Source organism: Polynucleobacter sp. AP-Elch-400A-B2 (assembly GCF_018688355.1).
GTDB lineage: Bacteria > Pseudomonadota > Gammaproteobacteria > Burkholderiales > Burkholderiaceae > Polynucleobacter.
In genome coordinates this window covers 671,654-686,347 of sequence record NZ_CP061317.1, presented here as the reverse complement: position 1 = coordinate 686,347, position 14,694 = coordinate 671,654, and the positions used below count along the sequence as shown (strand labels likewise).

Below are 14,694 nucleotides of genomic sequence, written 5' to 3'. Positions count from 1 at the left end.
GATAGCTAATCATATTTGAAGTAAAGGAAACAACATGGGCTTTCTCTCCGGCAAAAAAATCCTGATTACCGGGCTTCTCTCTAACCGCTCTATTGCCTATGGTATTGCCAAGGCATGCCACCGCGAGGGTGCTGAACTGGCCTTTACCTACGTTGGTGAGCGCTTCAAAGACCGCATTGTCGATTTCGCCAAAGAATTCAATACCGAACTGATTTTTGACTGCGACGTTGGCAGTGATGAGCAGATTTCTGCCCTTTTTAAGGGTTTAGCTAAGACTTGGCCGCAGTTTGATGGCTTTGTCCATGCGATTGGGTTTGCACCACGCGAAGCCATTGCTGGAGACTTTTTAGAAGGTCTTTCTCGTGAAGGCTTCAAAATCGCTCATGACATCTCTGCTTACAGCTTCCCGGCGATGGCAAAAGAAGCTTTGCCCATGTTGCGCGATAAATCTTCCTTATTGACACTAACTTACCTCGGTAGCTTACGTAACGTTCCCAACTACAACACTATGGGACTTGCTAAGGCCTCACTTGAAGCTTCGGTACGCTACATCGCTGGCTCAGTTGGACCTAAAGGCATTCGCGCTAACGGAATCTCTGCTGGCCCGATTAAAACTTTGGCTGCTGCTGGCATTAAAGGCTTTGGCAAGATTTTGGAAGCAGTTGAGCAAACTGCCCCCATGCGTCGCAACGTCACAATTGATGATGTTGGCAATACCGCCGCCTTCCTATTGTCTGATTTAGCAAACGGTATTACTGCTGAAATCATTTATGTCGATAACGGCTTTAGCCAAGTGGTTGGCGGCATGGAAGAAGTTTGAGCGTTCCACTGCGCGAGGCCCTGAAGTTTTGGGCTAAGCTGGGCTTTATTAGTTTTGGTGGGCCCGCTGGACAGATAGCCGTCCTACATCAAGAGCTTGTTGAGAAGCGTCGCTGGATTTCTGAGCGGCGTTTTTTACATGCGCTCAACTATTGCATGTTGTTGCCTGGGCCTGAAGCGCAGCAGTTAGTCACTTATATCGGCTGGCTAATGCATCGCACTTGGGGTGGTGTTTTAGCGGGCACCCTCTTTGTTCTGCCTTCCCTCTTTATGTTGATCGGCCTATCTTGGATCTACCTCACCTTTGGGCAAGTGCCCTGGATTGCTGCCATCTTTTTTGGCATCAAACCAGCCGTCACCGCTATCGTCCTTCATGCAGCAGTTCGCATTGGTAAACGCACGCTTCACAATCAAGCACTACGTTGGATTGCAATCGGATCCTTTCTGGCGATCTTTGTTTTTAATTTGGCCTTCCCGATCATCGTTATCGTTGCTGCATTGATCGGCGCCTGGGGTGGCAAACGCTACCCAGAATATTTTCAGCAAACTGCCACTCACGATAAATCGACAGCGACTCACGCTCCCGCAGTAATTGATGATCACACCCCTACTCCAGACCATGCTCAGTTTTCCAAAAAGAAACTGGCACTACAGAGTTCAGTTGTTCTCGCGCTCTGGTTAATTCCATTTATTGCCTTAGTACTGATATTTGGCTGGAAAACGCTCTACCCACAAATTGCTTGGTTCTTTACTAAAGCCGCCTTCCTCACCTTTGGTGGTGCTTACGCAGTTCTGCCCTACGTCTACCAAGGTGCAGTAGATCAATTCCACTGGCTTAGCGCAGGTCAGATGATGGATGGTTTAGCGCTTGGAGAAACCACTCCCGGACCACTCATCATGGTGGTGGCTTTTGTTGGATATCTGGCTGGCCATATTCAACATCTGATTGGTAATGGAAATCCGTTTTGGTTTGGCGTGCTTGGGGCTTGTGTTGCCACCTGGTTTACTTTTTTACCTTCTTTTTTCCTGGTACTGGTCGGTGGTCCACTCATCGAATCCACCCATGGCAAGCTGAGTTTTACTGCGCCCCTGACTGCCATCTCTGCAGCAGTGGTTGGTGTCATCGCTAATCTAGGTCTGTTCTTTGCGTATCACGTCTTTTTTCCGCATGGCCTTGGTGGTTCAATCTCATGGATTTCGATTGTGATTACCTTGTTTGCAGGTTTAGCGCTCTTTAAGTATCAAAAAGGGGTTATCAGTGTGTTGATCGGTTCAGCCCTAGCTGGGCTTCTGAGTTATTTACTGACTACTTTATTGATCTAGCAAGGCTGTATTGGGGGCTGAAATTGGCATAATGGAACTTATGCGAATTGAACCCCAAACCATCACTCACCTCCAAGAATGGCTCGGTAAAACTGAGACCCTTCAAGACACTGTTACCGCTGCACCTGTCAGAGCTCTGTCAGCAACACTCGATCGGCCTGATCCCGCTCCAAATGACGGAACTTTTCTGCCAGAGTTATGGCATTGGCTCTATTTTTTACCTTGCGCTCTCCAATCAGAAATCGGCGCTGATGGTCATCCCAAGCGTGGTGGCTTTTTACCCCCCGTCCCATTGCCGCGTCGCATGTGGGCCGGTAGTCGAATTGAATGGTTGGCGCCTCTGGCAGTTGGCGATGAAATCGAGCGCACCTCCAAAATTGAATCTGTTACACACAAAGCGGGTCGCACTGGCGATCTCATCTTTGTATTAGTCAAACACACCATCTCTAATCAACATGGCTTGGCTTTAGTTGAAGAGCATGACATTGTGTATCGCGATGCTCCCGGACCAGATGATAAGCCAGTGGCACCAACACCAGCTCCTACGGGAGCCACTTGGTCTAAAACAATCGCTCCTGATGATGTTTTGTTATTCCGTTACTCAGCACTGACATTTAATGGTCATCGCATTCATTACGATCGTAAATATGTTACTGAAGTAGAGGGCTATCCCGGCTTAATTGTTCACGGCCCTTTAATTGCGACTTTGTTGGTGGATCTTGTGCGTCAGAGTATTCCAGCTTGCAAGTTAAAGAGCTTTGAGTTCCGCGCCATTCGCCCGACTTTTGATATCAATGTATTTAAGGTGAGCGCTAAGCCTGATTTGGAGAAAGATCCTTCCGGAAAAACGATCTCCATTTGGGCCGAGGATCACGAAGGCTGGCTCACCATGCAAGCCACTGCAGTTTTAGCTTAGGAAATTTTTACTCAATGACTACTCCACACTTATCCAAAGCCTTAGCGACATTTGCTGCTGAATTAAAGATTAGCGACATTCCCCCAGAGGTGATTGCACGCACCGAAGATTTACTGGTGGATTGGTTTGGCTCTGCCATTGCTGGTAAAGGTTCACGCCCAGTAGAAACGATGACACAGTTTGCACAAAACATGGGTGGCTTTAATACCGCCAATCCTGGTTCCGCTGAAATTCTGATTAGCCGTAAAAGCTCGAGCCCTTTTTTGGCAACACTCGCTAATGCTGCAGCTTCACATGTAGCTGAGCAAGATGATGTTCACAATGGCTCTGTCTTTCATCCAGGCACCGTGGTATTTCCTGCAGCATTAGCAACGGCGCAAACGATTGGCGCCTCAGGCGAAGATCTTCTGGTAGCTGCTATTGCTGGCTATGAAGTCGGTATTCGGGTTGGAGAATTTCTAGGCCGCTCACACTACAAGACATTTCATACTACGGGTACTGCGGGTACCTTAGCTGCAGCCGCTGCAGTAGGTCATCTACTAAAACTGAACCCTACTCAAATGTTGCATGCCTTCGGTTCAGCTGGCACCCAATCCGCTGGCCTTTGGGAATTTCTGCGCGATGCCGCCGACTCTAAACAATTACATACTGCACACGCTGCCTCTACCGGTTTGATGTCGGCTTATCTGGCGCAATCAGGCTTTACTGGTGCCGAACACATTTTGGAAGGCAAACAAGGTTTAGCTGCTGGTATGTCAAGCGATGCAGATCCTAGCAAGTTGATTGATCGATTAGGTAGCCGCTGGACTATTGCTGAGACGAGCTTCAAATATCACGCATCATGCCGTCACACCCACCCTGCCGCAGATGCCTTGTTACAAGTCATGCTGGCACATCACCTCAAGCCTAGCGATATCGCCAAAGTAGAAACCTTGGTTCATCAAGGCGCTATCGATGTGCTTGGCCCGGTGACCGATCCCGCGACTATTCACCAGTCTAAGTTTTCTATGGGCACTGTATTAGCCTTGATTGCTCACTATCAATTTGCAGGTCTACAAGAATTTGATCAGCACTTTCATGATCAAGCCATTTGCGCATTCCGTGATCGCGTCACTATGGTGCTGGATCCCGAAGTGGATGGCGCCTACCCTCAGCGCTGGATTGGTAAAGTCAAAGTCCATTTAAATAGTGGTGAGGTTTTAGAAGGTCGCGTAGACGAACCCAAAGGCGATCCCGGCAATACTCTGAGTCGCCCTGAAATTACCGATAAGGCTATGCGTCTGGCTGCATTTAGTGGCGGCGCAAGCCCAACTGAGATGAGCGCCGCTATTGAGCGCTTGTGGAATATCCGTAAGCAGTCCAAGATAGGTCTATTGATCTCCTAAAGCTCTTCCTCATATTTAAAAAGCCACATTCATGAATCCACTTGATACCCCTATCGGCTTTAGTAGCACTTTCTTATTTGTTCCGGGGATGCGCCCGGAGCGCTTTGTTAAAGCACTTGATAGTGGTGCCGATGGCGTCATCATCGATTTAGAGGATGCAGTTGCCCACGAAGATAAAGAATCTGCTCGTGCAGCAATACGTGCGGCCTGGCCTTCATTCACTGCAGAACAAAAAAAGCGTCTGATCATTCGCTCAAATTCTCCTGGCAGTCATTTTTATTCGGCAGACCTCATCTTGGTCCAAGAGTTAGATGCCGCTTGCTTACTCATTCCAAAAAGTGAGTCTCTCGATCAAATCAATGGCGCAGCACAAATCCTTCCAAACACGGCCATCATTCCAATGATTGAGACTGCTATCGGTCTTGATCGCCTCAATGAAATCGCAAACTCTGAACAAGTCTTGCGCTTAGCCTTAGGCAATATTGATTTGCAAGCAGACTTAGGCATGATCTGTGACGCACAAGAAACTGAACTACAAACAGCGCGCTTTCAGATTGTCCTGGCATCACGCTTAGCCCAAATTGCCCCTCCAATAGATGGGGTTACCCCCTCTACAGACAATATTGAGCGCATCACCGACGATGCCGAGCGTGCCAAAAGAATGGGCTTTGGTGGCAAGCTGTGCATTCATCCAAAACAGGTTCCCCTAGTAAAGGATTCTTTTATGCCCACTGATGCAGAGGTTTCTTGGGCTCATAGGGTCATCGAGGCTGACAAGGCGTCTAAAGGAGGCGCAGTGAAATTAGATGGCCGCATGATTGACCGTCCAGTCGTTCTGCTAGCCCAAAGAACTCTGGCGATTGCTGGTAAACCCTAGGGCTGATAGTGTTTAATAGTGGCAAAATTGGCTCGCATCACACATTAACGGAGACTTAAATGAAATTCAAGAAAACCCTTTTCGCTGGAATTGCTGCTGTTATCAGCGCCAGTACTTTATTGGGTAGCAATATTGCATCTGCCCAAAAGGATTGGCCAACTAAATCAATTCAAATGGTTGTTCCATTTGCAGCTGGTGGTCCTACTGACACTATCGCACGCTTAATTGCGGTGCCAATGGGTCAGTCTCTAGGTCAGACCGTTGTAGTTGAGAACGTGCCAGGTGCTGGCGGCACAATTGCCTCCACTAAAGTAGCCCGTGCAGCTCCAGACGGCTACACCATCTATATTCATCACATGGGGATGGCTACAGCAAATGCGCTGTATGACAAACTCCCCTATGACCCAATGACTAGCTTTGAGTACATTGGCCAAGTTGCTGACGTGCCAATGGTTTTGCTCGGTAAAAAAGATTTACCAGCAAACAACTTTAAAGAACTTGAGGCTTACATCAAGGCTAACGGCTCAAAAGTGACGATGGCTAACGCTGGTCCTGGCGCTGTTTCACAACTATGCGGTCTCTTATTCCAAAGCCGTCTTGGTGTTAAGTTGACCAATATTCCCTACAAAGGAACTGGTCCTGCTTTGACTGACCTCTTGGGTGGTCAAGTTGACCTCTTGTGCGATCAGACAACACAAACTATTCCTTATATTAAGGACGGTCGTGTAAAAGCATTTGGCACAACCACGATGAAGCGTTTGCCTGCAATTGCCAATGTTCCCACTTTGAACGAACAGGGTCTCAAAGGCTTTGAAGTCAAAGTGTGGCACGGTGTGTATGCACCAAAAGGCACTCCACAGCCAGTTCTGGACAAAATCAATGCTGCACTCAAGAAAGCATTGAATACGCCAGACGTAAAGAAGCGTTTGGATGATGCCAACATTGATATCGTGCCAATGGATAAAGTATCCGCCAAAGGCCTCAAGGATCACCTTGAAAAAGAAATCAACGTCTGGGGTCCAGTGATTCGTAAAGCCAACATTCCAGATTAATTTCGGAATAGCGGTAAACAAAAAAGCCAGCAAATCTCTGCTGGCTTTTTTATTACCTAACTCACTAATTAATCCGCCCTAAACAGATAACCTGATTGAGCTCTCTCGTGACGCTTCTGATAAATCGCGTTCGGGATTGCTAGTAAAGCCCAAATAGCCAAGAAGGGATCTAAGAGATAGTCCCAGAGATTTGCAGATTCATGCCAATGAGCTACCCACGCAATGATCGCAAAGGATAGAATCCAAACACCCTTAGTCCAGCCAGCAAGGCCGCAAACGATGGCAAAGAAAATAGTAGCGATTAAAAGGCCAATAGAACCGTAACCCCAAACATAGGGATCGAACATGCCAAGACCTAGCGCCAAGGGATAAAACATAATCGCAATCAAGGTCACTGGCACTTTAAATCCCATTGGTGTTTTTTTAGCAGCCGGAAGAATAGAACTCCAAAGCAAGAGTATTGTCACAATACTGAACTCACCAGTCACTCCGCGAACATAGGCAGATAAAGGCAATTCCAGCGACATTCCTAGTGGCCAGAAAAATAGGTTTACTAGCAACAAGACTACAAGCAAGCGAATAGCAAATGGAATCTCTTTTGAGGAAAGTTTTTGCGACAGAATAATCAGCACTACCGCGCAGGTAAGTGACATCTCTAGAAGAGCAATCAGCTGTAAATAAGGGGTCATCATTGCGCTTCCTTTTCTTTCAGACTACTGAGGGCATGCTTAAACCAGACAGCCGGAAAATACACATGCTTAATCTTTGTTCTATTCCAGGTATAGGCAAGATGTGCATCGTCACCATTCGCAGAAATCAAATATGGGTAGGAGAATTCTCGATACCGATCATTTAGTAAAGATTCATCATCCTCGAGTACCTGCACTACTTGCCATTGAGGGGAGCTTGGCTCACGCATTACCATCACCAAGCGATAGCGCGCTGCCTCGATGTTATTTAACACCATCAATCTTGTGCCATTTGCTAAAGTGAGTGCAGCAAGCGCTGAATTGGGATTTGGAATCTCCAGGTCTTTTGTTACCGTCCATGATTGCCCAGCATCCTTAGTCTCACTTGTGGGGATTTGCTTTGGCTGAGAGCTAGGTCGAGTTTGGCGAAAGAAAGCCTCTGCTGTCTGTGGGTCATCTGTAAAAACTACCGGCTGAATTGCACTTCTACCCGAACTCATGCGTCGCTTATCGATTACCTGACTCGCATCGATTCTCAAAAACTCGCCAAAGCGACCAATCCACTCGTGATATGCCGGTAAACCCAGTCGCCCATCCACAAATGCCATGGCTGGTGACTTTACTAAGGTACTCAGATTAATCAGCGGGGAGCTGATTAGGCGCTGCGGCCGATCCCAAGTCAAACCCTCATCATCTGAAATCATTGAAGAAATTGAACTACCAGCCCAACCTCCAATAGAAACCGTGACAAAAAATAATTGCATGCGGCCATCGGCCATTCTGGCTGGAACAGGATTGCCTAACTTAGCAATATAGCGAGACAAGCCTTTTTCAGCACTAACGCGATCCATCACAACTGTTGGGGCGCTCCATCGAGATGTCTGCGGATCAAAAACAGATGTATTGATGACTACGTCTGGAGCACCTTCTCGACTACCTGCGAACCAGAAGGCCCTCACTGCGCTATCCTTAAGCGCAATTAAAGAGGCGGCATGTACTGAAGGAGCGCCAGTGTCAGGCAACCAATCTGTCTGCAGGCTAGGCTGAACAGACTTTAGTGACTTTACTGGTGCAGTATTTTTCAGCGTCTTTGCTGGCTTAGCATTCTCAGTTACCTCAGATGCATCATCAAGTTGCTTTGGATTATGAATTGAGTAGTTGCTTGCAAACGGCGCCCACACTGGGCGACTGTCAATGTGGAGATAAGCCAGCACCGAGGCCAGCAATAAGAAACAAAAGGCAATCACACGGCTCATCGACAAGCATCCTTACCTACTAATGGCAACGCAATGGTTACAGGAGTAGCAATTAAATATTCATTCACAAACAAGTGTTCTCCAATATGACCCTTGAGTATCGCCTGAATTTCTGCATCAGAATGGCGTGCTCGCATCTCCATCCGCTTACCCACTATCTTGCAAGAATTGCACAGCGCGGGTTCTACGCCAATTGCTGACTGCACCGCTACTATTGGATAAGTATTCGTCAGTAAATCAATTTGACTGGCATCCTTTGCCAAATAGCCATGCAATATTGCTCCGGGCAATAAGAGTCGATACTCTTCATCCTTGGCGCGATAGTCGCAAGGCACCCAAACATCTTTTCCGGTAAGACCTTGAATAGTCGCTTGCGAGTACCGACCTAAGCTACCTTCGAGAGGCGATAAGCCACTAGTGAGTGCGCAATAGCAAAGAAAACAGCCCGCCAAAGCGATTACCTTAGTACGCTCTCGATTGAATATGCCAAGCAACACTAGGGCTATTACGGCTCCCATAAAAACCCAATGCAAAGGGGAATAACTCCAGATACCGGGCTGACCCAAGAAGTTTGACAGCTGTAAATTACCGCCTACCCAAACAAGCGCAGCAAGTAATAGCAACTGCAGTAGTAATGCAATCCGAAATCCCCATACAGGCAATCGATCCCAATACAGTGCGATCACAGCAGCAAAAGCTGGCATCACTGGAAGTAGATAACGCCCAGAGCGCTGACTTGGCAAACTAAACACAATGAAAAAGGCTAAGACCAAGAGTAGCAAAAGACTCTCTTCAAGAGACATAAAACGCCGCTCTCGCCAACATTGAATCAATGCAGAAATCAATACAAAGGTAAAGAGTCCAGCATTAGCTAAAGTCGTTAAAGCCAGCATCCAAACACTATCGCCGCCTCGTACTAAATCTAATACATAGTTAGAGCTACGCGCTTCAAACTTACCGGCATTCTCACCTAGAACAAATTCTTTCCAAACCGCTTCAGGGAAAGGATCCAGCACAAACCAAAGTGCAAACACACCCAAAGCTAGAACAGCAATCAATAAGACTTTATAAAGGTCTTGCAGTAAGACCTTGGGGATATTCCATTCACGCCAGCGCCAGTAGAATAGGCCCAAAGCAAATGCTGCAGGAACAATATAGGCAAAAGATTTTGACAGCAAGGCCATGCCAAAAGAGGCGCCTGCCAACACAGGAAATAAAAGCTTTGATTCAAAAGCGGCTCTACCCCAATACAGCAGCGCAAAGAAAGGCAGGCTTAACCAAAACACTTCGGGGGGATCTGTTAAGAATGGACGACCATAGCGGTAAGTTGCAAAAAAGGAGAGCCATACTAAAGAGGCCAATAAGCCAGTCTGCATTCTTCCGCTAAAACGAGATACAGCCATAAATAAGAAAAGTGCGGTTAAGCCGGTATACACAACACTAGGCCAACGCAGTGCGAAGAGTGTCCAGTCGCTTCCCCAACTGGTACTAGCAATGCCCTCCCAAAATACCAAAGGAGGCTTGGTATTTTTAATTCCATCCATCTCAGACTGAAGGGGTAACCAAGCGCCAGCATCCGCGGTCATTCGGACGATATGCATATAAGGGTACTCGTCCCCATTCTTAGGAGCAAAGCGACTATCTAAACCATATAGATAGGTAAATACACCTAGAAGAAGGATGAAAATAGCATTTCGGTAGGTAAATGAGCCTCGCATATTGCTAGTTTATAGGCTTAGAGTGGAATACTAAAAACTGGCATGGTCAATACCCTCATTTTTAGCTCTGAGCTTATTGAAAATCAATCTAAGTAAAACCACTAATCCCATCCCCATCTGATTAAGATAGAGTCCATCAGTAGTATCCCAAGAACAGTTGTGTGTAAGACGGAGAAAATCCCTATGCAAGTGAAGTATTTAAAACCCATTTTGGTAACTAGCGCCCTCATTGGCCTGAGCCAGTGGAGTGGCCTGGGCTTCGCCCAAACCGCTGACCAACTCTATAAACGTGGACTTGCTGCTACCTGCGCCAATTGCCACGGCACAGATGGCAAAGGCGTTGTGGATGGTGGCATGCCGCTAATAAATAACCTCACTAGCGAACAAATGCTCGCCAAACTAAAAGCTTATAAGTCTGGAGCATTAGAGGGCACGATCATGCCCCAACTAGCCAAAGGCTATTCCGACGAACAACTCACCACTATTGCCAATCAACTTGGCAAGAAACAATAAGGAGGCGCTATGGATCGTCGACATTTTATAGGTCAGAGCGCTGCAGCAGTGGGTCTGCTTGCAGGTCTCTCAAGCCAAACTAAAGCAGCTAATTTACAAAAAGCAGAAATCTTGGTCATTGGCGGCGGATATGGTGGCGCTACTGCCGCTAAATATTTGCGACTCTTTTCCAATAACACTGCCAGAGTGACTCTGATTGAGCCCAATACATCTTTTGTGTCCTGCCCAATGTCTAATTTGGTCATCGGTGGCTCACGTACGATCGCTGAAATTACCTCACCGTATGACACCCTCAGCAAACGTCATGGCATCAAGATTATTCAAGATAGCGTCAGTAGCATTGATCCAGATAAAAAGACAGTGACGCTCGCCTCTGGAAAAACTTTACGCTACGACAAAGCCATTGTGTCTCCTGGCGTTTCACTGAACTTTAAAAGCGTTGAGGGCCTTGCACAAGCCAATAAAGATGGTGTAACACTACAAGCTTGGAAAGCCGGTCCAGAAACGGTTGCCTTGCATAAGCAAATAGCTGCTATGCGTGAAGGTGGTACTTTTGCAATCAGCATTCCAGAAGCTCCCTATCGCTGCCCTCCTGGACCCTATGAGCGTGCATGTCAGGTGGCAAGCTACCTTCAGCAACACAATCCTAAGGGTAAGGTATTGATTTTGGATGCCAATCAGGATGTCGTATCTAAGGGCGCTTTGTTCAAGAAAGTTTGGGCCGAGCAATACGCTGGAATGATTGAGTACCGCCCGAAGAGCAATGTTATTGGCGTTGATGCTAAAACCAAAACACTCAAACTTGAAGTTGAGGATGATGTGAAGGCTGATGTATTGAACGTCTTACCGCAAATGGCTGCCGGTGAAATCGCCATCAAAACTGGATTAGCCAATTCCAATGGTCGCTGGGCGAATGTCAACTTCCTCAACTTTGAATCAACGGCACGCAAAGATATTCATGTGCTAGGTGACGCAATTCAAGTTGCACCACTAATGCCCAAATCTGGCCACATGGCTAATCAACATGCCAAAGTCGCAGCAGCGGCAATCGTTGCAGAATTGAATGGCTGGGAAATCAATCCAGCACCAGTTCTGACAAACACCTGCTACAGCTTTGTAAATAGCCGAGAAGTAGTACACGTTGCTAGCGTCCATCAATACAATGCCGCTGAAAAAACATTCAAGACCGTTCCTGGTTCTGGAGGTCTATCACCAGCACCCTCTGTTCTTGAGGGTATTTATGCTTGGGGCTGGGCACACAACATCTGGGCAGATAGCTTGGGTTAAAAAGTATTTACGCTTATTAAAAAAGAGGCCTCGGCCTCTTTTTTAATGTCTACAGCGATTTACCCATCTCAATGATTCGCTTGCGTCTTCGCTTGCTGATGAACAAGAAAGTAATCGCTACTACTGGAGCAGCGATAGCGGCAATAATTTCTGGATGAATAGCAAGGCCAGCTTCTTTGCCACCCTTAGCCATATAGGCCAGCAAACTTACCGCATAGTAAGTCAACACCAGAACAGATAGACTCTCAACAGTTTCCTGTAAGCGTAATTGCAAGCGCGCTCGTTGATCCATGCTAGCCAGCAATTTTTGCGTCTGCTCTTCATTTACGAATTCAATACGCGTTCTCAAGGTTTGAGTTGTCCTTGAGATTCGGTCAGATAATTCTTTTAATCTACGCTGAGTCCAAATACAAGTTCCCATCGCTGGCTGAAAACGTCGATCCATAAACTCGGAGAGGGACTGCACACCCGGAATCGGAGACTCTGCTAGCTCGTATAGGTTTTTATTCAGCAATTGGCTATAAGCCTCGGATGCAGTAAAGCGCAACCCATATCCAGAGATCCATTGCTCAGCACGTGAGGCTAGATTAGAGAGTTCACCTAAAAATTGGCCATCTTTTTCAGTATGTATACCTGGCTCAGTTTGTAGCTGAGAGATATTTTTAGATAAATCAGCTAATTCCGACTCTGTAGTTCTGAGCGGCATCGAAAGACTCTTCGCTACTGGGAAAGCAATCATTGCTGCCATTCGATACGTTTCCGCTTCAGCGATTGCACGTGCTACACGACCAGCCTGACGTGAGCCCAAAATATCGTGCGGAATAAAGTAAGAGATAAAGCCATCTTCATCTAAACGCAAGTCCGTCCACAATTGAGCCTTCTTGCTCGATGAGATATAACTACCTAGTACGGTATTTCCACTAAAGATAGAAGATACTTCTTGAGCTTCTGCAAAGAGGGGGCGATGCTCAAATGCGAGATCTAAGGCAGAAATTCTTTCGCCGCCAGCCTCAACAATAGTTGGGCAACCTAAGCTTTGAAGCAATACATCTAAACTCTTTTCTAGAGCGAGGCGTGACTCCAGTAATGGTCCAGTGATTTTGATGGGATTGTGCGTAATAGCCGCAATGGTTGCGAACTCGCCATGCAACTCCCATTTAATTAATACCCTCTCGGGCTCAGGTGCCAAGGTCAACATCTTGAAGGAGTGATCCTGCTGATGATCATTAGGAATGCCTAAGGAGACACTAAGCTTTTGAATCCACTCAATTTGAGTCTGACGAGAGCTTGCGTCAAGCAAAAAAGATTGCGATAGTACTCTTTCGTTCGGCCAAAGCGCAATAGGTGGACGCGCATGCACTTCTTCATGCAATTGTTTTCGCGCAGGATGATCGTAAGGTTTCATAGGACTTGATTTAGATGACTGTGCACAAACTATACGCCAACAGCATTCTCCTGAGATTGATATGGATGCGCACCCCGATTAAGGCAGTTACGGACATAGTCTATGCTGGTGCGTAAGGCGTAATAATCGCCAGACATACTTTTAGAGACTTTTAACTGCAATGCCTCGTACTCCAGTAAATCTAATTTCTTCAGATATTCATCTTTCACTTCTGGCAGAAAGTTTTCAGTGAGTTCTCGCTCGTAGTTCTTAAGAGCGCCATACAACTTATCGATTTTTCGCTTCATGCGTTTATTACGATAGCCTGGCAAAGTGAGCAAGACAGGATATGCCACGGCACAAAATGGCAGTAGCACAAAAATCAAGCGATTAACCAGCTCAGCCAACCAAAAAGGGAAATAGAGCATTAACAATGGCGAGCCATTTTTTTCGTAATGCAAAGCTACAGAGCTTTGTGGGAGCCCTGTATTTTTAAAGGAAGGAAATTCGCCACTCTCCGCAAAGAAGCTTGCTTTACCGTTAATGTCACGTGCAGCCTCTAAAAATAAAAATTGGAGTGCTGGATGCATTCTGTCATCAATCAGTAAATTCGTAGTTGAAGCCATCAACTTAATATCTCTTGGAGGAAAGTTCCGCGCCAGACTAAATGAGCCTGCAGGGACATTCAGTATTTGCATATATGGCAGTAACCGCGCATATGCCTCAGCTCGATCAAAGGCAACTAAATGTAAGTTAGGGTCCTTTAGCAATTTCTGGACATTCGGAGCCTCATAAGCATCCACAATGAACGCTGCATCGATCTCGCCTTTTTGCAAAGCTTCAGCCGAATGAGTACCAGAGAGATGCAGAAAATGTGATCCTTCCTCAAAGCCATTCGCTTTCAGGATATGCATTGCTTGAGCATGAGTGCCGCTACCCTTCAAGCCAACCGACATTCTGGAGTTTAGAAAGAAACTGGCACGAGCTTTAATAGCCTGAAAATCATCTACCTTAATCTCTGGGCCACGATAAAAAAGCCAAATTGGATCATAAGAAATCGTACCAAGAGATTCCACTCCAGTAACCTCATGGGGATTAAATGCGCCTGCTTGTACAAAGGCAGCCTGAACTGGATCCTCGCGATCAACTAAGTGCGCCACATTTTCTTCAGCACCCTTTGTTGGGAGCAATTCAAGAGTAATACCTTTTTTATTGAAAAAAGCAGCGTACTTTTTTCCTAAGTTGTCGTATGAGCCCCCAGGCTGACCAGTTGCCATTACTACATGTCTTGGTGGTGGCGGATCAGCGTACCACCACACTCCGAGTAAGGCCAACAAGAGAACAGCCAAAATAGGCCAAGCCTCTTTCAGGAACTGAGAAAAATCATTCCACTTTTCCTGAACGGTCTCATATAGCCCGAGATAAGTTTCTTTAATGTCTTGTTTGATACTTCCCATGGAAGGCCAATCAGCAAA

General features: G+C 46.5%; 13 protein-coding genes. 8 read left to right on the top strand and 5 right to left on the bottom strand.

What is annotated here, in order from left to right; all coding sequences use genetic code 11:
* Positions 1 to 34 precede the first annotated feature (34 nt).
* Genes fabI through FD977_RS03530 form a run of 6 tightly spaced genes read left to right on the top strand, consistent with a single transcriptional unit; the run spans position 35 to position 6,372 of the window.
* Positions 35 to 820, top strand: coding sequence for an enoyl-ACP reductase FabI (gene fabI / locus FD977_RS03555; RefSeq protein ID WP_215306398.1), 786 nt, complete (start codon positions 35 to 37; stop codon positions 818 to 820).
* Positions 817 to 2,142, top strand: coding sequence for a chromate efflux transporter (gene chrA, locus FD977_RS03550; RefSeq protein WP_215306396.1), 1,326 nt, complete (start codon positions 817 to 819; stop codon positions 2,140 to 2,142). The genes fabI and chrA overlap by 4 nt, the downstream gene beginning before the upstream one ends.
* Before the next feature lie 31 nt (positions 2,143 to 2,173).
* A complete protein-coding gene (locus FD977_RS03545; RefSeq protein ID WP_215306394.1) occupies positions 2,174 to 3,058 on the top strand; it encodes a MaoC family dehydratase N-terminal domain-containing protein in 885 nt (294 codons plus the stop codon).
* 14 nt (positions 3,059 to 3,072) lie between these two features.
* Entirely contained in the window at positions 3,073 to 4,443 is a 1,371-nt protein-coding gene (locus FD977_RS03540; RefSeq protein ID WP_215306392.1) for an MmgE/PrpD family protein, read from the top strand.
* A gap of 31 nt (positions 4,444 to 4,474) precedes the next feature.
* Entirely contained in the window at positions 4,475 to 5,320 is an 846-nt protein-coding gene (locus FD977_RS03535) for a CoA ester lyase (protein ID WP_215306390.1), read from the top strand.
* Between the two features lie 59 nt (positions 5,321 to 5,379).
* Positions 5,380 to 6,372, top strand: coding sequence for a tripartite tricarboxylate transporter substrate binding protein (locus FD977_RS03530; protein ID WP_215306388.1), 993 nt, complete (start codon positions 5,380 to 5,382; stop codon positions 6,370 to 6,372).
* A 68-nt stretch (positions 6,373 to 6,440) separates the two neighbouring features.
* On the opposite strand, the gene FD977_RS03525 is transcribed toward FD977_RS03530, so the two are convergent.
* The 3 genes from FD977_RS03525 to FD977_RS03515 are packed head-to-tail and all read right to left on the bottom strand — an operon-like array spanning position 6,441 to position 10,035.
* On the bottom strand, positions 6,441 to 7,064 hold the full coding sequence (locus FD977_RS03525) for a hypothetical protein (RefSeq protein WP_251369530.1): 624 nt from the start codon (positions 7,062 to 7,064) through the stop codon (positions 6,441 to 6,443).
* The gene (locus FD977_RS03520; RefSeq protein ID WP_215307029.1) at positions 7,061 to 8,317 is read right to left on the bottom strand and encodes an exo-alpha-sialidase; all 1,257 of its coding nucleotides are present in this window, start codon (positions 8,315 to 8,317) and stop codon (positions 7,061 to 7,063) included. The genes FD977_RS03525 and FD977_RS03520 overlap by 4 nt, the downstream gene beginning before the upstream one ends.
* Positions 8,314 to 10,035, bottom strand: coding sequence for a glycosyltransferase family 39 protein (locus FD977_RS03515; RefSeq protein WP_215306386.1), 1,722 nt, complete (start codon positions 10,033 to 10,035; stop codon positions 8,314 to 8,316). Before FD977_RS03515 ends, FD977_RS03520 begins: the two co-directional genes overlap by 4 nt.
* A 183-nt stretch (positions 10,036 to 10,218) precedes the next feature.
* Here FD977_RS03515 and FD977_RS03510 point away from each other — a divergent pair, with 183 nt between their 5' ends.
* Entirely contained in the window at positions 10,219 to 10,548 is a 330-nt protein-coding gene (locus FD977_RS03510) for a c-type cytochrome (RefSeq protein WP_215306384.1), read from the top strand.
* Between the two features lie 9 nt (positions 10,549 to 10,557).
* On the top strand, positions 10,558 to 11,835 hold the full coding sequence (locus tag FD977_RS03505) for an NAD(P)/FAD-dependent oxidoreductase (protein ID WP_215306382.1): 1,278 nt from the start codon (positions 10,558 to 10,560) through the stop codon (positions 11,833 to 11,835).
* Positions 11,836 to 11,884: 49 nt separating this feature from the next.
* Here FD977_RS03505 and FD977_RS03500 read toward each other — a convergent pair whose 3' ends face one another.
* A complete protein-coding gene (locus tag FD977_RS03500; protein WP_215306380.1) occupies positions 11,885 to 13,240 on the bottom strand; it encodes a DUF3422 domain-containing protein in 1,356 nt (451 codons plus the stop codon).
* A 29-nt stretch (positions 13,241 to 13,269) separates the two neighbouring features.
* On the bottom strand, positions 13,270 to 14,676 hold the full coding sequence (locus FD977_RS03495) for a TAXI family TRAP transporter solute-binding subunit (protein WP_215306378.1): 1,407 nt from the start codon (positions 14,674 to 14,676) through the stop codon (positions 13,270 to 13,272).
* Between the last annotated feature and the right edge of the window lie 18 nt (positions 14,677 to 14,694).

What these genes read in the sequence shown, in the direction of transcription:
- fabI (WP_215306398.1), top strand. Translation starts at nt 35, where the DNA reads ATGGGCTTTCTCTCCGGCAAAAAAATCCTGATTACCGGGCTTCTCTCT.
- FD977_RS03545 (WP_215306394.1), top strand. Translation starts at nt 2,174, where the DNA reads ATGGAACTTATGCGAATTGAACCCCAAACCATCACTCACCTCCAAGAA.
- FD977_RS03540 (WP_215306392.1), top strand. Translation starts at nt 3,073, where the DNA reads ATGACTACTCCACACTTATCCAAAGCCTTAGCGACATTTGCTGCTGAA.
- FD977_RS03535 (WP_215306390.1), top strand. Translation starts at nt 4,475, where the DNA reads ATGAATCCACTTGATACCCCTATCGGCTTTAGTAGCACTTTCTTATTT.
- FD977_RS03530 (WP_215306388.1), top strand. Translation starts at nt 5,380, where the DNA reads ATGAAATTCAAGAAAACCCTTTTCGCTGGAATTGCTGCTGTTATCAGC.
- FD977_RS03525 (WP_251369530.1), bottom strand. Translation starts at nt 7,064, where the DNA reads ATGATGACCCCTTATTTACAGCTGATTGCTCTTCTAGAGATGTCACTT.
- FD977_RS03520 (WP_215307029.1), bottom strand. Translation starts at nt 8,317, where the DNA reads ATGAGCCGTGTGATTGCCTTTTGTTTCTTATTGCTGGCCTCGGTGCTG.
- FD977_RS03515 (WP_215306386.1), bottom strand. Translation starts at nt 10,035, where the DNA reads ATGCGAGGCTCATTTACCTACCGAAATGCTATTTTCATCCTTCTTCTA.
- FD977_RS03510 (WP_215306384.1), top strand. Translation starts at nt 10,219, where the DNA reads ATGCAAGTGAAGTATTTAAAACCCATTTTGGTAACTAGCGCCCTCATT.
- FD977_RS03505 (WP_215306382.1), top strand. Translation starts at nt 10,558, where the DNA reads ATGGATCGTCGACATTTTATAGGTCAGAGCGCTGCAGCAGTGGGTCTG.
- FD977_RS03500 (WP_215306380.1), bottom strand. Translation starts at nt 13,240, where the DNA reads ATGAAACCTTACGATCATCCTGCGCGAAAACAATTGCATGAAGAAGTG.
- FD977_RS03495 (WP_215306378.1), bottom strand. Translation starts at nt 14,676, where the DNA reads ATGGGAAGTATCAAACAAGACATTAAAGAAACTTATCTCGGGCTATAT.